The organism is Solibacillus sp., assembly GCF_040273735.1.
Classification (GTDB): Bacteria; Bacillota; Bacilli; order Bacillales_A; family Planococcaceae; genus Solibacillus.
This window is the reverse complement of record NZ_JBELZM010000002.1, coordinates 308,809-325,635: the sequence shown is the minus strand read 5'-3', so window position 1 is coordinate 325,635 and position 16,827 is coordinate 308,809. Positions and strand designations below refer to the sequence as shown.

At 39.6% G+C, this 16,827-nt stretch carries 19 protein-coding genes; 6 read left to right on the top strand and 13 right to left on the bottom strand.

Features of this window, described 5'->3' with window-relative positions; genetic code table 11:
• Positions 1-92: 92 nt before the first annotated feature.
• From accC to ABS917_RS03725, 12 genes are all read right to left on the bottom strand, one after another.
• The gene (gene accC, locus ABS917_RS03780) at positions 93-1,457 is read right to left on the bottom strand and encodes an acetyl-CoA carboxylase biotin carboxylase subunit (RefSeq protein WP_350477738.1); all 1,365 of its coding nucleotides are present in this window, start codon (positions 1,455-1,457) and stop codon (positions 93-95) included.
• Between the two features lie 15 nt (positions 1,458-1,472).
• Positions 1,473-1,970 (bottom strand): acetyl-CoA carboxylase biotin carboxyl carrier protein, encoded by a 498-nt coding sequence (accB, locus tag ABS917_RS03775; protein WP_350477737.1) that lies wholly within the window; start codon positions 1,968-1,970, stop codon positions 1,473-1,475.
• A 192-nt stretch (positions 1,971-2,162) separates the two neighbouring features.
• Entirely contained in the window at positions 2,163-2,696 is a 534-nt protein-coding gene (locus ABS917_RS03770) for a SpoIIIAH-like family protein (RefSeq protein WP_008404261.1), read from the bottom strand.
• Positions 2,693-3,070 (bottom strand): hypothetical protein, encoded by a 378-nt coding sequence (locus ABS917_RS03765; RefSeq protein WP_350477736.1) that lies wholly within the window; start codon positions 3,068-3,070, stop codon positions 2,693-2,695. Before ABS917_RS03765 ends, ABS917_RS03770 begins: the two co-directional genes overlap by 4 nt.
• 66 nt (positions 3,071-3,136) lie before the next feature.
• On the bottom strand, positions 3,137-3,271 hold the full coding sequence (locus ABS917_RS03760) for a hypothetical protein (RefSeq protein ID WP_269454576.1): 135 nt from the start codon (positions 3,269-3,271) through the stop codon (positions 3,137-3,139).
• Positions 3,268-4,179 (bottom strand): stage III sporulation protein AE, encoded by a 912-nt coding sequence (locus ABS917_RS03755; protein WP_350477735.1) that lies wholly within the window; start codon positions 4,177-4,179, stop codon positions 3,268-3,270. Before ABS917_RS03755 ends, ABS917_RS03760 begins: the two co-directional genes overlap by 4 nt.
• Positions 4,179-4,556 carry a hypothetical protein gene (locus ABS917_RS03750; protein ID WP_008404267.1) on the bottom strand — a complete coding sequence of 126 codons (378 nt, stop codon included), beginning with the start codon at positions 4,554-4,556 and terminating at the stop codon, positions 4,179-4,181. The genes ABS917_RS03755 and ABS917_RS03750 overlap by 1 nt, the downstream gene beginning before the upstream one ends.
• A 4-nt stretch (positions 4,557-4,560) precedes the next feature.
• The gene (locus tag ABS917_RS03745; protein ID WP_008404269.1) at positions 4,561-4,767 is read right to left on the bottom strand and encodes a hypothetical protein; all 207 of its coding nucleotides are present in this window, start codon (positions 4,765-4,767) and stop codon (positions 4,561-4,563) included.
• Between the two features lie 105 nt (positions 4,768-4,872).
• Positions 4,873-5,877, bottom strand: a complete 1,005-nt coding sequence (locus ABS917_RS03740; protein WP_350477734.1) for an NAD(P)H-dependent flavin oxidoreductase — start codon at positions 5,875-5,877, stop codon at positions 4,873-4,875.
• 157 nt (positions 5,878-6,034) lie between these two features.
• Complete coding sequence (gene efp / locus ABS917_RS03735; RefSeq protein ID WP_008404273.1) at positions 6,035-6,592, bottom strand: elongation factor P; 558 nt, start codon at positions 6,590-6,592, stop codon at positions 6,035-6,037.
• A gap of 17 nt (positions 6,593-6,609) precedes the next feature.
• Entirely contained in the window at positions 6,610-7,668 is a 1,059-nt protein-coding gene (locus ABS917_RS03730) for a M24 family metallopeptidase (RefSeq protein WP_350477733.1), read from the bottom strand.
• A 254-nt stretch (positions 7,669-7,922) separates the two neighbouring features.
• The gene (locus tag ABS917_RS03725; protein ID WP_350477732.1) at positions 7,923-8,330 is read right to left on the bottom strand and encodes a DNA helicase; all 408 of its coding nucleotides are present in this window, start codon (positions 8,328-8,330) and stop codon (positions 7,923-7,925) included.
• Positions 8,331-8,559: 229 nt separating this feature from the next.
• On the opposite strand from ABS917_RS03725, the gene ABS917_RS03720 reads away from it, so the two are divergent.
• The 3 genes from ABS917_RS03720 to ABS917_RS03710 all read left to right on the top strand — a co-directional run bounded on the left by ABS917_RS03720 (position 8,560) and on the right by ABS917_RS03710 (position 13,123).
• Complete coding sequence (locus ABS917_RS03720; RefSeq protein ID WP_350477834.1) at positions 8,560-9,447, top strand: DUF1385 domain-containing protein; 888 nt, start codon at positions 8,560-8,562, stop codon at positions 9,445-9,447.
• Positions 9,448-9,611: 164 nt separating this feature from the next.
• Positions 9,612-11,330, top strand: a complete 1,719-nt coding sequence (locus tag ABS917_RS03715) for an ABC transporter ATP-binding protein (protein WP_350477731.1) — start codon at positions 9,612-9,614, stop codon at positions 11,328-11,330.
• The gene (locus tag ABS917_RS03710) at positions 11,327-13,123 is read left to right on the top strand and encodes an ABC transporter ATP-binding protein (protein ID WP_350477730.1); all 1,797 of its coding nucleotides are present in this window, start codon (positions 11,327-11,329) and stop codon (positions 13,121-13,123) included. The genes ABS917_RS03715 and ABS917_RS03710 overlap by 4 nt, the downstream gene beginning before the upstream one ends.
• A gap of 82 nt (positions 13,124-13,205) precedes the next feature.
• On the opposite strand, the gene ABS917_RS03705 is transcribed toward ABS917_RS03710, so the two are convergent.
• Entirely contained in the window at positions 13,206-14,078 is an 873-nt protein-coding gene (locus tag ABS917_RS03705) for a CPBP family intramembrane glutamic endopeptidase (RefSeq protein ID WP_350477729.1), read from the bottom strand.
• A gap of 162 nt (positions 14,079-14,240) precedes the next feature.
• On the opposite strand from ABS917_RS03705, the gene ABS917_RS03700 reads away from it, so the two are divergent.
• Genes ABS917_RS03700 through ABS917_RS03690 form a run of 3 tightly spaced genes read left to right on the top strand, consistent with a single transcriptional unit; the run spans position 14,241 to position 16,825 of the window.
• A complete protein-coding gene (locus tag ABS917_RS03700) occupies positions 14,241-14,945 on the top strand; it encodes a response regulator transcription factor (protein ID WP_350477728.1) in 705 nt (234 codons plus the stop codon).
• On the top strand, positions 14,935-16,287 hold the full coding sequence (locus tag ABS917_RS03695; RefSeq protein WP_350477727.1) for a sensor histidine kinase: 1,353 nt from the start codon (positions 14,935-14,937) through the stop codon (positions 16,285-16,287). The genes ABS917_RS03700 and ABS917_RS03695 overlap by 11 nt, the downstream gene beginning before the upstream one ends.
• Positions 16,277-16,825 carry a PepSY domain-containing protein gene (locus ABS917_RS03690; protein ID WP_350477726.1) on the top strand — a complete coding sequence of 183 codons (549 nt, stop codon included), beginning with the start codon at positions 16,277-16,279 and terminating at the stop codon, positions 16,823-16,825. Before ABS917_RS03695 ends, ABS917_RS03690 begins: the two co-directional genes overlap by 11 nt.
• Positions 16,826-16,827: the final 2 nt, after the last annotated feature.

The window sequence follows — 16,827 nt, the reverse complement described above, 5'->3', positions numbered from 1 at the left end:
ATTCCACGTACAGACGATAAAACTGTAAAATAGTTTCAAGAAATTAAAAAACCCTCTAATTTAAAATTAGAGGGTTATATCTTATTAGCTAATTAAGATTTTACATTCACGCCTAAAATATCATTCTCTTCAAGGAACTTCGTGTTGAATTCCGCTGATTTGAATACGTCGTTGTTCATTAAAGCCTGATGGAATGGAATTGTAGTGTTAATTCCAGGTCCAGCTACTTCAAATTCTGATAACGCGCGGTTCATCTTCGCGATTGCTTCTTCACGAGTGTCAGCATGAACAATCAGTTTTGCGACCATTGAATCATAGTATGGTGGGATTGTATAACCTGCATAAACTGCAGAATCGATACGGACACCATATCCGCCTGGTACTACATACGTATCTACAGTACCCGCTGAAGGCATGAAGTTTTTGTATGCATTTTCGGCGTTAATGCGGCATTCAATTGCCCAGCCGTTAATTTTGATGTCTTCTTGCTTGAACGGAAGTTCTTGACCAGAAGCGATTTTTAATTGTTGTTGTACTAAGTCAACACCTGTAATCATTTCTGTTACAGGGTGCTCAACTTGAATACGTGTGTTCATTTCCATGAAGTAGAAACGATCTTCCTGGTAATCGTAGATGAACTCGATTGTACCAGCACCTTCATAGTTACAAGCTTTCGCTGCTTTAACAGCGGCTTCGCCCATTTCAGCACGGCGCACTTCAGATAGTGCCGGAGACGGCGCTTCTTCTACAAGCTTTTGCATGCGGCGCTGTACTGTACAGTCACGCTCGCCAAGGTGTACAACATTACCTTGGCTGTCTGCTAATACTTGGATCTCACAGTGACGGAAATACTCGATGAATTTCTCTAAGTAAACACCAGGGTTGCCGAATGCCGCCGCTGCTTCTTTTTGAGTAATTTCGATTCCTTTTACAAGATCTTCTTCTGTGCGAGCAACACGGATCCCTTTACCGCCACCACCAGCAGTTGCTTTAATGATGACAGGGTATCCGATTTTCGCAGCCCATTCTTTACCTGTTTCGATATTCGGTACAATGCCTGTACCAGGAACTAACGGAACGTTTGCCGCTTCCATTGTGTCACGTGCAACGTCTTTAATCCCCATGATTTTAATCGCATCCGAAGAAGGACCGATAAATTTAATACCCGCGTTTTCACAAGCTTCAGCAAATGCTGCGTTTTCCGCCAAGAAACCATAACCTGGGTGGATCCCGTCAGCACCTGTTTTTTGTGCTACCCCTAAAACTGCCGGGAAACTTAAATACGAATCTTTCGATAACTTTGGTCCAATACAGTATGCTTCATCCGCAAGCTTTACATGCAATGCATCCGCATCTGCTTCAGAATATACTGCGACCGTTTGAATACCTAGCTCTTTACATGCACGAATAATACGTACTGCAATTTCGCCTCGGTTTGCGATTAATACTTTTTTCATTTGTATATACGCTCCTTATTCAGCTTTTACTAAAAATAATGGTTGACCATATTCTACCAATTGGCCATCTTGAACTAAGATTTCTACGATTTCACCTTTAACTTCAGCTTCGATTTCATTGAATAATTTCATCGCTTCTACGATACAAACGATTGACTCTTCGCCTACTTTATCGCCTACTTTTACATATGCTGGTGATTCCGGGTTTGGAGCTTGATAGAATGTTCCAACCATTGGAGACGTGATTTTATGTAAATCAGCCGTGTTTTCTACTGGTGTTGCTGGTGCTTCTGCTTTAGGAGCTGGTGCTGGTGCCGCTTCCACTTGTACTGGAGCAGGTGCTGCCGCTACAACCGGTGCTGCTTCTTGTACTTTTTTAGGAGCTGCTACTTCTGTAACACCGTTGTTTTTCTTTAGTTTAACCTTTGCGCCGTCCGCTTCATATACAAACTCGTCGATTGATGAAGCATCTACTAATTTAATAATTTCTCGGATTTCTTGAACTTTGAACATCTTTAACTCTCCCTTAAAAAAAGTAATAACAATACAAACCCTATTTTATAATTTTTCGGACTATTTTGAAACAAATAATTTTAAATAGCTCAAAAATAGGCATAAAGCAGAACAATCGTATATTAAGACAAAGAATAATATTTCCAACTGCTATATAACACATTTACTGCTTTACTATAATAAGACGCGCTTTTAATTAAAAGGTTCGAATTCTACACTAACATTTACATAATCCTTAAATTCAGAGCGCACAACGTATAAAATTTCGTCTGCCAATTTCTCTGATACTTCATCTGACATTACTCGTACAGCAACTTTATCTCCTTCAATACGGACAAGGGCATCTGAATAGCCGATTGATTTAATAAGCATTTCCAGCATCGCTTCAGAAGATTCTAATTTGATCAGTTCATCCATTTCATTGAATGCCTCATTCTTTTCTTCTGCTGTAAATTCATCAGCAGCAATCTTTTGTGTCAACTGTTCTTTTTGCTGGCTGCGTTTGTTTGCTAACTCTAAACGTACTTCCTGGAATAAGTCGCTTTCTGAGTTAACTGGTTGTGTCAGATTTTGATTAACTCCTAAAATATCTGTTTCATCAATCGTTTCATCAGAGAAGATCGTTAAAATATTCGGCGTATTGTCTTCGAAAATATAAAATACAGAAATTACCGCAGCTAAACTTACTACTGTTAAGAACCATACTGTTCGCTTTTTCACTTTCACTTGTTTTCCCCCTTAATTTGCATTGGCACTACTTGAATACGATGCGACGGAATTTGCAGAACATGCCCAACTGTTTCCTTTAGCATGGTTTTCACGTCGGTGTTATTCGCTCCTTGTGCCACAATGATGACACCGGATAGCTTTTGCTGTTGTGTGACAGACAAAAATTGCTGTTCACTTTGTTGATCATAGTGAAAATAAACCTGGACTTGTCCGACTGACTGAATCTCACTTAATAATTTGGCAAGCTGTTCCTCATTTGAGTTATAACTTTCTCCTTTCTCCGGTTGTGATAGAAACATGAATAAAAAAATGATAAATACCACGGCAATGACAATTAATAAGATAGGACGATTCGCTTGTTTCTTTTCCACATTATTAAGCGTATACGCCCCCTTCTCTACTAGATTTCAACATAATGTATGAACGAAACAAACCGGTTATGCAAACAATGAAAGAATTGTGCTTGTCACGAATAAATACAGTGCGAGCTTTACATACACCTGCCATTGTCGCTCATCGGCGAATATGAGAAGACTGCTGCCCAGTAAAATAAAAAGAAATAATTGAATCATGTTTTTCCCCCCATTGACATCTGCATAAAGAAAATAAATAACAGTACGATAAACATAATTGCGAAGCCAAGCAAAAAAGCAACTGCACATAATACAAACATCGTCTTTCCAACATCATCAAACAGACCGCTCATACGCATATTAGTAAACGGTTCAATAATGGCACCAATAATTTTAAACAGCAGTGCATGCAGCAAAAGCACCGTCGCCGGATAAAAAGCCGCACCCCAAATAATTGTTAAAAAGGACAATCCGACAAAGGTCGATACGGTTGACTGGGTTTTCTGAAAAAAGGATAGTCCCTCAACAATCAAACTACCGATTAACGGAATATTTTGCTCGATTAATTTTTTAATAGGAGATTTTAATGCATCATTCAGCTGGATAAAGGCGATACCGGAAAGCGTCAAAATCGATGTCAATGCAACTACCGACGCAATCATGACGCTTAGTATGGAGGAACGTATAAGATCTGCAGCTTTTGAAAAGGAAATGGCCGGATATATTTTTGTGCATACATCAAATACTAATGCAAGGACAAGTGCAGGTATTGTTACGTTTGTACTGACAAATAAAATTACTTGGACAAATAGTATGATGATCGGGTTCCATGCGATCGCCGTAAACACGGTTTGAATCGTCAACAGCATAAATGACATGATTGGCAAAATAGCCATAAAGAAATTTTGAAGTATGGCAATGAGCTCATACAACACAACAAAGGCATCGACGACATTTTGCGCAAATACTACGATAAACAAAATAATAAATAACTGTTCTATCAACACGGTTTCATTCGGTACTAAAGCAAGTAGCAGTAAATACATCAAAATATAAATCGCTACAAGCAGCAAAGAAAACAATAAAGATTGTATGGGTTCAGTAAAAATCGAATAAATTGTCTGCATTACTGTAGCCTTTCTAATAATTGGATTAATAGCTGAAATTTCGGTTGTAGCAGATTGATCCAATATAACACTGCGGTCATGCGAATGGACAACGTCACTAATGTCGCAAAAGCTTCATATTCAAATTGATCTAATAGCTGACAGATTAATTCATTCAGCAAAAAGAGTAATGCCGTAAAAAGCAGTCCCTTACTGTATGGAACATTATTGAAAATAACTGCGAGTCGCTGCCAAAGCGGGATGAGTTGCTCTCGGACAACAAATTGGAAAAAAATAAAGAAAGCGATGACGACAATGATTGAATGCAGCTTGTCCATTGTCTGTTTTAAAAATAAAAACAGAACTAAATAAATGACACTTGCAAATAGCGCAATCATTTAGCTAGACAGCCGTCAACCATTGAAAAAATACGACAATTTCTTGAAAGAACAAGCGCAAAAATCGAATTAATTCAATCGTCATGTATAGATACGCAATGAAAAACAAGAAAAACGAAAACTCTTTTTTTCCTAGATGCTCAAAGAATAAATGAAGAAGTGCAATAATCAACCCAATCCCTGCAACACGAAGCACATCTTGTAATTCCAATAAAGCCCTCCTTCCTTAACGAAACTATATGCAATATCCAAACAAATAAGCACAAAAAAACACCAACGAGAAAGTTTTTATCCTTTGTCGTTAGTGTAAAAATTTTTATGGTAAGAGAGTTTCGATAATATCTTTAACGGATGCTTCTTTAGCCAAATAGCTATTTTCCCCCATCCAAAGAGACATATATTCACGATTGTTTTGGCGGGCACTTTCTTTTCGTATCGGTTGTGTCAAATAATGCTGGATCGGATATGGAGCGGTAGTCGCTTCTTTTAATTGCTCTGTAAATTTGTTTCTCAATCCGCGCGCATATTTGCCGGTAAATGATTTTGTCAATGTTGTTGCTTGTTGGCCGGAAGTTAAAATCGCCTCTTTATGTAGTTTGGGAGCCGCACATTCAGTTGCAGTCAATAACGCCGTACCGATTTGCACATATGATGCCCCTAATTCAATCATGTCACTAACTTGTCGCTTTGTCATAATTCCACCTGCTGCGATGACAGGGAAAGAAACCTTTTCTTTTGCAGCTTTCAGCAGATCAGCCGTTGAATGAAGTGCCATTGGGTCGATAAATGACCCCCGGTGTCCGCCAGCTTCTTTTCCTTGGACAACGACTGCATCCAGCCCAGCATGTTCAACTGCAATTGCTTCTTCCACTGAAGTTGCTGTGCCGATCAAGTATACTCCCTTTTGTTTAAGTGTTGATAATGTTTCGTTATCGGGCAAACCAAATGTAAAGGAGACGATCATTACATCTTCTTCAAGAATCGCTTGTACTTGGTCTTGAAAAACGTCGGATGTTGGAATAACTGCCGGTATATTAACGTTCAACTCATCACAGATAGGCTGTAATGCTTCCCTTGCATGTTGCAGTAATTGAGGATCTGCTTTCGAATGTTCCGGAACAAACAGATTCACGCTAAAAGTTTTTGCGGTTAATGCTTTCACATCCTGTATAAATTGCTTCGTTTCTCCGCCGTTTAAATACCCTGCACCAATCGAACCTAATACACCTGCCTCACAGCATGCCGCTACAAATTCAGGGGATGTAATACCTGCCATTGGTGCCTGTACTATCGGTTTATCAATCGGCAATTTTGCCATCATAAACAATCCACTCCTTTCTTCGATTATACCTGGCCTTCCATTATCAAGCTATAATTTGGGATAATTTTCATTACTTTCTTAAAGCAGCACAACAAAAAAGACAGAAATATTGTATTGCTACAATATCCCTGCCTTTATCACTTTTGTTTCAGTACGATTATGCGCGTGAAACGTAAGTACCTTCAGTTGTGTTGATGATTAATTTGTCGCCTTGGTTAACGAAGAATGGTACGTTTACCATTAATCCAGTTTCCATTTTAGCTGGTTTTGAACCGCCTGAAGCTGTATCGCCTTTAATGCCTGGCTCTGTTTCAGCAACTTCTAAAGTTACTGTATTTGGTAATTCAAGACCTAACATTTCTCCTGAATATGTTTGGATATGAACTTCCATGTTCTCTAATAAGTAGTAAAGTTCGTCTTCGATTTGAGCAGCAGCTAATGTTGTTTGGTCATATGACTCTAAGTCCATGAATACATGCTCATCACCTTGTGCATATAAATATTGCATTTTGCGGTTTTCGATCATTGCCTTTTCTACTTTTTCACCAGCACGGAAAGTTTTTTCTGTTACGTTGCCGTTACGTAGGTTACGTAATTTAGAACGTACGAATGCAGCACCTTTACCTGGTTTTACGTGTTGGAATTCTAGTACGCGGAATAAGTTACCGTCAACGATAATTGTTAAACCTGTACGGAAATCGTTTACTGAGATCATGAATTATTTCCTCCAAATTATAAAATGATTAATTCTTTAGTCGAATGTGTTAGTACTTCATTACCCGTATTTGTGATTAAAATATCGTCCTCAATTCGAACGCCACCAATTCCAGGAATGTATACTCCCGGTTCAATTGTTACAACCATATTAGGCTCCAGCACCGTATTGGAACGGAATGATAACCCAGGTCCTTCATGCACTTCAAGGCCGATACCGTGACCAGTCGAGTGACCGAACGCTTCACCTAAGCCTTTTGATTTCAAATAATCTCGTGCTACAGCGTCCGCTTCGATCCCTGTCATACCCGGACCAACTTTTTCAAGCGCAAGAAGCTGAGACTCGAGCACAGCATTGTACATTTCTACCAACTTCTCTGATGGTTGGCCTACAGCGATTGTACGTGTAATGTCCGAAATGTAACCATTATAGTAAGCACCAAAATCAAGTGTTACAAAGTCGCCCGTTTCAATAATTTTGTTTGTCGCAACACCGTGCGGCAATGCAGAACGTAATCCGCTCGCAACAATAATATCAAACGAAGAACTTGTAGCACCTTGTTTACGCATGAAAAATTCTAATTCATTCGATACGTCAAGCTCCGAAATGCCAGGCTTGATGAAATTTAAAATATGTGTAAATGCATTGTCTGCAATTTCACATGCAACCTTAATAATATTAATCTCTTCTTCAGTCTTAATCAAGCGAATTTTTTCAATTAAACCTGAAACTGGCACGAAATCAACATTCACTGCCGAATTGTATACTTCATATGTACCATATTGCATGGCATCTTTTTCGAATGCCAATGATTTTACACCCATTGCCGCCACTTGTTTTGCCACTTCTTCATGGATCGGACCGCTATGCTGAACGACACGGAATTCCTTTACTTGCTCTGTTGCTTGTTCTGTATAGCGGAAATCCGTGATAAATACTGCATCCTGCTGGGAAACAACTGCAACACCAGACGTACCAGTGAAGCCTGTCATATAACGGCGGTTGTATTCATTCGTGATGAGTATTGCTTCGGCATTGTGCTCGTTTAGTGCTTGACGTAGTTTAGTAAGTTTCATCTGTTTTCATTCCCCTTTTGTTTGTAGTAAAAACTTGCAGATGGCCATTAATTGCCGGATCTGCAAATTTGTCCTGCATTAATTCACAGAAACTTTGGCGTCACCCGTTGCAATACTCCTATGTCTTTAAGCCGCAGATAATACATTTTCCAATGTGTTAAAAGGGACCTTGAATACAAGCAGCTTCAATGTGAACGCTTCTTTTTATACTGTCCCTATTTTATCACAGACTTTTCAGACATCAACACTTTCGACTAACGAAATAATGTGATTGTACGGTATCTGGCCGTTTCGACGATTAAGCGCATCGAAGTCACAACTACAATGAAAAATGGGATGGAGAATTTTTTGAATGATGACCATTCAATAGGTAGATTTAAAATTTGCCACTCCAGTATTGATGCAATGACAATTCCTAAAATAAGCGAAAGTAAAAACGGCGGTACCATAACGAGCAGCTGTGTTACAACCAACAATATAAAAGCAACAACAGCTATAATCAAAAATAAAATGACCCATCGCTCGAAAGCCGTCCATTCGAACCATTCCATTTTTTTCAGAAATGAAACCGGATGCCATTTAATAAAATCAAATAAGTGCAAACCTTTTAAGCTTAAAGTCACAATAAATGATGTAAATAATGCCGTGACAAACAAATGCATGATAAAAACTCCTTTTTTTGACTCAGTATGACCTTTTGTAAAAAAACTATTCGAATGGATAGTGCTTTTCTCCATAATTTAGTACAATATGAGGGTATAATGATGAAAAGAGATGGATAGATTCCATTCTCCCGCCTAAAAATAGATTGAAATTTTATAAGAGAGTGGTGTCGAGCAAGTGAGTAATAATGCGCCAGTATATGGTGGGCAAGCGCTTTTAGAAGGTGTTATGTTCACTGGTCAAGATCATATGGTAACGGCAATCCGTCGAAATGACGATTCCATCGATTATTTCCATGTAAAAAAAGAGAAAAAGCCTGTTTTTCAAAAGCTGAAAAAAATTCCGTTCGTACGCGGGGTTGTTGCCTTAATCGAATCGGCAGGCTTTGGGTCGCGCCATTTGCAATTTGCTTCTGACCGCTATGATGTTACACCAGGCGAAGAAGAGGATAGCAGTGGTGAAGAGCCATCGAAGTTAATGATGATTTTAGGAGTAGCTGTAATCGGTGTGCTCTCATTTTTATTCGGTAAGTTTGTCTTCACATTAGTGCCGATGTTTTTGGCAGAATTCTTAAAACCTTGGTTCCCGGGTAAAACCGTTCAGATTTTTATCGAAACGGGCTTTAAATTAATTTTGCTTCTTGCCTATTTGCAAATTATTTCGATGACGCCGTTAATTAAACGTGTATTCCAGTACCATGGTGCCGAACATAAAGTAATTAACTGCTATGAAGCAGGTCTTGACTTAACGGTAGAAAATGTTCAAAAACAATCACGACTTCATTATCGTTGCGGTTCAAGCTTTATTTTATTTACTGTAATTGTAGGTATGTTTACATATTTCTTCGTACCTGTTGATCCGCTTTGGGTTCGTCTTGTAAGCCGTATACTATTAATTCCGGTTGTCATCGGTATTTCTTTTGAAGTATTACAGGCGACAAATGCCGTACGTGAAATTCCGGTTTTACGTTACCTTGGCTATCCTGGATTATGGCTGCAACTATTAACAACAAAAGAGCCGAAAGACGAAATGGTGGAAGTAGCAATCGCATCTTTCAACAAGCTGCATGAAGTCGAGAAAAATCCGGCTGTTGCCCAAACATTAGTACATGATTAATTGAAGATTTGGGGAGTTATGTAAAAGGGAATTTACTTTTACGATAGCTCCCCTTTTTGATGCCTGAAATTATTTAGAGTCTCGAAATATTTTCGTTGAGTTCCGGTAGATGAAATGGCATAATAGAGTTAAAATTCAGTGAATTCATTATAAGGAGTTAACAAATGAAAACGATTTTTCAATTTATGTGGCGCTATAAATGGCCTGCAGCAATCGCCTTTTTCCTAATGCTGTTGGAACTGGCGAGCGATTTAATCCAGCCGCTGTTCATGGCGAGGATGATTAATGAAGGTCTGCTTGAAAAAAATTTACATAATGTCGCGTTTTGGGGTGGCTGTTTATTTGCTTTAGCCCTATTCTCTTTCATAAGCGGAGTGCTCAACTCCTTCTTCTCTGCGCATGTCGCCCATAGTTTCGGTTTTGATCTACGCAAAGCATTGTACAGTAAAATACAATCACTGACGATGGCGACCTACCTGACATTTCCTACTTCCGGGCTTATTACTCGTCTGACAAGCGATGTTACGCAAACGATGAACATTGTCTTTATGATGCTGCGGATTGCGATGAAAGCGCCGTTAATGACGGTTGGTTCGCTTGTTATGGCTTTTGTCATCAATGCGAAACTTGCGCTCATTTTATGTGTCAGCTTTCCGTTTCTGCTTATCTTCCTCGTATGGATGGTATCAGTAGGAATCAAACTGTTCGCACAAGTACAGCAGCGACTTGATTTTGTAAACCGCCAGCTTCAGGAAGGGCTGCAGGCTGTCCGATTGATTAAAGCATATATGCGTGGTCAGTATGAAGAAAGCCGCTTTTTATCCGTTGCAGAGAACCTGAAATTCGATACGATTAAAGCGACACGTGTCATGGAAATTGCATTGCCAGTTCTTCAGTTTGTTATGAATATTAGTTTACTGATCGTCATTTGGGTTGGTGCAGATGCAATCCGTGACAATGATATTCTTGCCGGTGACTTGGCCGCTATTATTAACTATGCATTCCGTATGACGGCATCATTTTCAATTTTTTCATTTATCATTATTGCTTATGCCCGCGCCAAAGCGTCTGCTGAGCGTATCGAAGAGATTTTAAATGTCGAGGAAGGCATAGAGGAAGTACAGAAAAATGAAGCTCCTGTCCTTGAAAACTTCTCGATTCGTTTTGACAATGTCTCATTCCATTATCCAACAACGGAACCGTATACGCTTCAAAACTTGTCATTTTCAATTGAAATAGGCGAAAAAATAGCCATTATGGGGGCAACCGGTTCAGGAAAGTCGACTATTTTACAATTGGTTGAGCATTTTTACGAACCGAACAGTGGGGATATTTTTATTAATGGTCAAAACATAAAGGATATCCCCTTGCAGCAGTTACGCCGCTCGATATCTTATGTTCCGCAGCAATCCCTCCTGTTTTCAGGTACGATTGCGGACAATTTACGATGGGGGCAAAATGATGCAACAATTGAGCAAATTATTGACGCAACGAAAAAAGCGCAAATTCATCACTCAATCGTAAGCTTTGATGAACAGTATGAGACGATGATTGGTCAGCGCGGTATTAACTTATCGGGTGGTCAAAAACAGCGTCTGGCGATTGCCCGTGCCCTGTTAAAACCGGCATCATTACTGATTTTAGATGACAGTACTTCAGCGCTCGATGTCGCGACAGAACAGAAATTATGGGAGGCACTCGATCAGGAGGCTATCACAATGCTCGTTGTAACCCAAAAAATCCAGACAGCACAAACTGCCGACCGTATACTGCTTATTGATGAAGGCCGGCTGCATGGGTTTGGCACACATGAACAATTAATGGCAACGAACGATCTGTATGCGAAAATTGTTGCTTCACAGCAGGAGGTGCTTGCCGAATGAAGATTTTCAACTATGAACCGATCATAACAAAAGATCAAATCAAAAACACAAGCGGCAAGAAGAAAAAAGGTGAACGTGCCCAAAACTGGACGTATACATTGAAACGTATTCTCGATTTTGTAGCCGAACAGAAAATGCTCCTGTTTATAGTTCTGCTGCTTGTCGTGTTAAGCTCAGCGTTCGCGTTAATCGGACCATTCATCATCGGACGGCTGATCGACCAGTTTATTGATGGGAGTTCACTTGGCCAGCTTTCATATTGGCTATACGGTCTTGCGGTCGTATATTTACTTTACAGTTTGGCGAACTATTTCCAAAACTATTGGATGGTCGGCATCGCCCAGCAAACCGTATATCGAATTCGTACCCAGCTATATGGCCACTTTTTCAAGCTCCCGCTGCGCTTTTTCGATAAACGAAAACACGGGGAATTAATGAGCCGTGCGACGAATGATATTGAAACTATCAGTTCGACTTTAAACAGTGCCTTTATCCAAGTTATATCAAGTATGTTGACATTAACAGGTACGGTTGCCGTTATGCTTTGGCTCAGTCCATTATTGACGCTTATTACAATGCTCATTGTACCGCTTATGTTCTACGGGATGCGCTGGATTACAAAACGCACAAGCCTGCTATTTAAACAGCAACAAGCAGCGATCGGGGAAATGAACGGATTAATCGAAGAATCCATTACCGGACAGCATGTCGTTAAAGCCTTTTCACAGGAAACTGAGATGTTGCGTCAATTTGACGAGAAAAATTCACGCATTCGCACAGTTGGTTTTTGGGCATTGACATATTCCGGGTTCATTCCGAAAGTGATGAACACATTGAACAGTTTAAGCTTTGCGATTGTTGCATTGGCCGGTGGTTTATTTGCCTATTACGGTCATATTTCAATCGGGACTATTATTATTTTCACGGAGTATGCTCGACAGTTTACCCGTCCGTTAAATGATCTGGCCCACCAGTTCAACACCGTCCTTTCAGCTTTGGCCGGAGCGGAACGTGTTTTCTTGATTATGGATGAAAAAGAAGATGAAATTGACGGGGAAAATGTGGAACTGCTTGGGAATGTTCGTTTCCAAAATGTTTCGTTCCAGTATGATGCACAAGCTTCCTCCCCTACCCTTTCTAATGTGTCCTTTGAGGTGAAATCCGGGCAGTCGGTTGCACTGATCGGTCAAACCGGTGCGGGGAAAACCACGATCATGCAGCTGTTGACAGGACTTTATGAAAAAACTGACGGAAAAATTATATTTGACGACATGGAAATTGAAGAGATTTCGAAGGCGAGCTTGCGCAGTCAAATGGCATTCGTCCTGCAGGATCCTTTCCTATTTGAAATGTCGATTAAAGAGAATATCCGCTACGGAAAACTCGATGCAACAGATGAAGAAATTTATGAGGCTGCAAAAAAAGCGAATGCCCATACATTTATTGATAAGCTGCCAGAAAAATACGATACAATTTTAAGTGCGGATGGCAGCCAGATTTCTCAAGGACAAAAACAGCTGTTATCGATCGCCCGTGCCTTTGTGGCAGATCCGAAAATTTTATTATTGGATGAAGCGACAAGCAGTATCGACACTGTGACAGAGCTGCATATTCAGGAAGCACTCGAGAATCTGATGGAGGACCGTACGAGCTTTATCATCGCCCACCGCCTGAACACAATTCGCAAAGTCGACTATGTCATCGTCCTAAATCAAGGGAAAATCATCGAACAAGGAAAACGCCAAGAACTAATTGAAAACCAAGGCGTTTTCGGACAAATGCTTAACGTTTAATAGTAAATATAATGAGAAAATAAAAAATCGCCCATTTTGCCATATCCAGCAAAATGGGCGATTCTATTTTGTACATAAATAGCTAAATCGTTTCGATATCCGTTTGCTCCTCCAACTTCGGAGCAGGATTTTTTAACTGACGGAAATTTTTATAGTATTTGACGAGCAAAAAGATAATAACAGCCGTCAAAATAAAAAAGAACGCAACATTTATCAACAACTCTTGCTGGGCTGCTTCTGTTGTTGGTAAATCAATTTCTGCCGTTTGATTTGTATAAACAAATTGGATATATGCCAGGAAATTATTAAAACTATGTAATAGCATTGGTATCATGATATTTTTAGTTTTAAGGTAGGCATAGCCAAGGACACAGCCTAATGCAAAAGCAAATACGACATTGATCGGGTTAAGGTGGATAATGCCAAATATAATAGAAGAAATTATAATACTCTTTTGCGGACTCCATCTTAATGTGAAACGACGAAGCAAGATCCCTCTGAATAACATTTCCTCATAAATCGGCGCAAGGATGCAAATATTAATAAAAAACAGGACGTAAACGAGTGGTGATGGCCCCACTTCTTCCAAATCAAGCATCGTAAAGAATGAAAACAGTTCCCGTATATGCTCTTCGAAAACAAGATATATGATCGTTAACAAAATTGTTGTAAACACAACGGTAACCAGTTGGAAGCATGCTGTAATCGATAAATATTTTGCCCAGCGCCCTTTTGACATTGTAGTACGAACGGGCTGTTCATTATATGTGAAATTCCATTTTTTAGTTTGGTGCACCAAGTACATTAAACAGCTGACTGAAACAAAAAATGTAATCCACTCTTCACCGGCCGGGATATCGGTTATAAACAACAAGATAAAACTAGCTATGAATATACCAATCGCAAACAGTATAAAATAGCGCAGCTTGAAATTCTTCAAATCAATATAATCCATTATTTTACACCCCCTTTAAATAGAGTAACATGAAATGGAGGTTTTATCCCAAGCATCTCTACCCCTTTCCGATCATTTTTCAACGAATAACAGTTCTCCATTGCCAATACCGCCTCTCTTACAATACGATGGATACAAAACAGATAGAAGTAGGTGTTTTACATGTCTAAAATATTAATTGTGGAAGATGAACAGCAGATTGCGCGTGTATTACAGCTGGAGCTGGGATTTGAAGGCTATGAAACAGCTATCGCCCATACCGGCACGGACGGTTTGCTGAAATTTCATGAAGAAGAATATGATTTAGTGTTGCTTGATGTGATGCTTCCGGAGCTGAACGGTTTGGAAGTTCTGAAACGAATTCGCAAACATAACCAAACCGTACCGGTCCTTTTATTGACTGCTAAAAGTAATATAGAAGATAAAGTGACAGGGCTTGATTACGGGGCAAATGACTATATAACAAAACCGTTTGAATTCGATGAGCTGCTTGCACGAATTCGTGTGGCACTGCGATTTTCACACAATTCTGCTCCCGTACCAACACCATCGACTGTCCATACATTTCAGGATTTATCATTAAATGAGCAAACCCGTGAAGTCACAAGACAAGAACAGCAAATCGATTTGACTCCACGTGAGTTTGACTTGCTGCTGCATTTCATGAAGCACGCTAAACTTGTACAGTCTCGTGAGCAGCTGCTGAATGCTGTTTGGGGATTTGACTATTACGGGGATACGAATGTAGTTGATGTATATGTACGTTATTTGCGTCAAAAACTAGAGGTAAACTTGAATTTACCGTCACTACTACATACAGTTCGCGGTGTCGGCTATGTATTAAAGGAAGCGACAAATGAAACTTAATACGAAAGTAAATCTGTTTTCCATGTTATTGACTTCTGTCATATTAATCGGCAGTTTTACAGGTATTTATTATTTATATAAAGAGTTTGCCTTTTCAACAGAGGCGGAACAATTACAGGCTCGGGCAAATGAATTAACGACTGCCATTAGTGCACTGGATACAACAGATGGAATCGACTCAATTTTCGGAGCATATCTCCCGACTGATGGAGCAATCATCGTACATGACAGCGCAGGTAACCAAGTAAAAAGGCTTCAAAAGACATCCGAGCAAATTGATTATGATCTTGATCCGTCACAGCATTACACGGAAAAAACAATGCGTGATATCCCTCACATTGCGCTTGCTACTCCAATTATTTTGCCGAACGATGAAATTGCCGTGGCAAAGCTGATCCAGCCATTGCCGACGATTACCGAAAATATGAACCGGCTGCTGATTATTTTAATGCTGATGACACTTGTTGCACTCATTCCGATTTATTTGGCAAGCCAGCTATTTGTTCGACTGATCGTAAAACCCGTTCAGCATCTGACAACGACTATGGAAAAGAATATTCAACAGTCAAGCTATGAGCAAATTCCGGTTCGCAAACAATCGAACGATGAAATTGCGCAAATGGCAACGACTTATAATCATTTAATGGCACAGTTGGAAGATGCGCATGACAAACAACAGCAATTTGTCGGCAATGCCTCACATGAACTGAAAACACCACTAACGGTCATCGAAAGCTATACGAATCTGTTGAAACGCCGTGGTACACAAGACGAAGAAATTACGGAAGAAGCATTGGATGCAATTTTAAAAGAAACAACCAACATGAAAGCAATGATTGAACAAATGCTCGCACTGGCAAAAACGAATGAAATGACGAAAATCAATATAACGACATTTGCATTACAGCCTTTTATCGATCAGATTGTGCAAAGTATAAAAACCGCTTATCATCGTGAGATTTTCGTTAACATTCCTGAAGTTGAAATTACAACGGATGAAGCAAAATTAAAACAGCTGCTTTTTATATTTATTGATAATGCACGAAAATACAGTGACGATGTCATTAAAATCCACGCAACTGTGAAAAATGATCTGCATATCTCCATTCAGGATTTTGGTGTTGGTATACCTAAAGAAGATCTTCCGAATTTGTTCCACCGTTTTTATCGGGTTGATAAAGACCGAAACCGCAAAACTGGTGGCACCGGTATTGGCCTATCAATTGCAAAGGAACTTGCCGATCGATTGAATGCCGAAGTTTCCATCGACAGCGAACTAGGAAAAGGAACAACGATTTTACTCATTGTTCCACTTTCAGGAGGTGCACAGCATGAAAGCTAAATGGATTATACTATGCATCGCCGTCATCCTAATCGGATTTTTCATTACACTGACAGTCAAGCAGTTATCAACACCGAATGAACTGAACACGAATGAACTGGAATTGAAAATTAAAGATATTTATAATGCGGAAGTCCAAACGTTGGTCAAAGAAAAAGATCATTTCGTCGCTTCCTTCAATAAAGATGGTTCGATTTTTGAAGTGAATGTAAATGCCGTAACAGGTCAATTTTCCGATTTGAAGCTTATTCATAAAAATATAAATAAACAATCAGAGGAGCAAAATGATCCGGAAATATCAAAAGAAGATCAAACCTCAGCAAATACGCCAGCTGAAAATGCTACAAAGCCGTTACTTTCAAAAGAGCAAGCGGTAGACATTGCGCTAAAGGAAGTGCCTGGAGAAGTCGATTCGGTTGAGTTTGTAAAAAATGCAGGTGGTGGCATCTATTTTGTGGAGATTGAACAGGAAGATGATGTTACCGTACAAATACATGCCATTACCGGCGAAATTATCGTAATTAAATACGATGATTAGTT

What these genes read in the sequence shown, in the direction of transcription:
- ABS917_RS03725 (WP_350477732.1), bottom strand. Translation starts at nt 8,330, where the DNA reads ATGCATTTGTTTGTCACGGCATTATTTACATCATTTATTGTGACTTTA.
- accB (WP_350477737.1), bottom strand. Translation starts at nt 1,970, where the DNA reads ATGTTCAAAGTTCAAGAAATCCGAGAAATTATTAAATTAGTAGATGCT.
- ABS917_RS03695 (WP_350477727.1), top strand. Translation starts at nt 14,935, where the DNA reads ATGAAACTTAATACGAAAGTAAATCTGTTTTCCATGTTATTGACTTCT.
- accC (WP_350477738.1), bottom strand. Translation starts at nt 1,457, where the DNA reads ATGAAAAAAGTATTAATCGCAAACCGAGGCGAAATTGCAGTACGTATT.
- ABS917_RS03720 (WP_350477834.1), top strand. Translation starts at nt 8,560, where the DNA reads ATGTTCACTGGTCAAGATCATATGGTAACGGCAATCCGTCGAAATGAC.
- ABS917_RS03690 (WP_350477726.1), top strand. Translation starts at nt 16,277, where the DNA reads ATGAAAGCTAAATGGATTATACTATGCATCGCCGTCATCCTAATCGGA.
- ABS917_RS03700 (WP_350477728.1), top strand. Translation starts at nt 14,241, where the DNA reads ATGTCTAAAATATTAATTGTGGAAGATGAACAGCAGATTGCGCGTGTA.
- efp (WP_008404273.1), bottom strand. Translation starts at nt 6,592, where the DNA reads ATGATCTCAGTAAACGATTTCCGTACAGGTTTAACAATTATCGTTGAC.
- ABS917_RS03715 (WP_350477731.1), top strand. Translation starts at nt 9,612, where the DNA reads ATGAAAACGATTTTTCAATTTATGTGGCGCTATAAATGGCCTGCAGCA.
- ABS917_RS03730 (WP_350477733.1), bottom strand. Translation starts at nt 7,668, where the DNA reads ATGAAACTTACTAAACTACGTCAAGCACTAAACGAGCACAATGCCGAA.
- ABS917_RS03760 (WP_269454576.1), bottom strand. Translation starts at nt 3,271, where the DNA reads ATGATTCAATTATTTCTTTTTATTTTACTGGGCAGCAGTCTTCTCATA.
- ABS917_RS03710 (WP_350477730.1), top strand. Translation starts at nt 11,327, where the DNA reads ATGAAGATTTTCAACTATGAACCGATCATAACAAAAGATCAAATCAAA.
- ABS917_RS03755 (WP_350477735.1), bottom strand. Translation starts at nt 4,179, where the DNA reads ATGCAGACAATTTATTCGATTTTTACTGAACCCATACAATCTTTATTG.
- ABS917_RS03705 (WP_350477729.1), bottom strand. Translation starts at nt 14,078, where the DNA reads ATGGATTATATTGATTTGAAGAATTTCAAGCTGCGCTATTTTATACTG.
- ABS917_RS03750 (WP_008404267.1), bottom strand. Translation starts at nt 4,556, where the DNA reads ATGATTGCGCTATTTGCAAGTGTCATTTATTTAGTTCTGTTTTTATTT.
- ABS917_RS03740 (WP_350477734.1), bottom strand. Translation starts at nt 5,877, where the DNA reads ATGATGGCAAAATTGCCGATTGATAAACCGATAGTACAGGCACCAATG.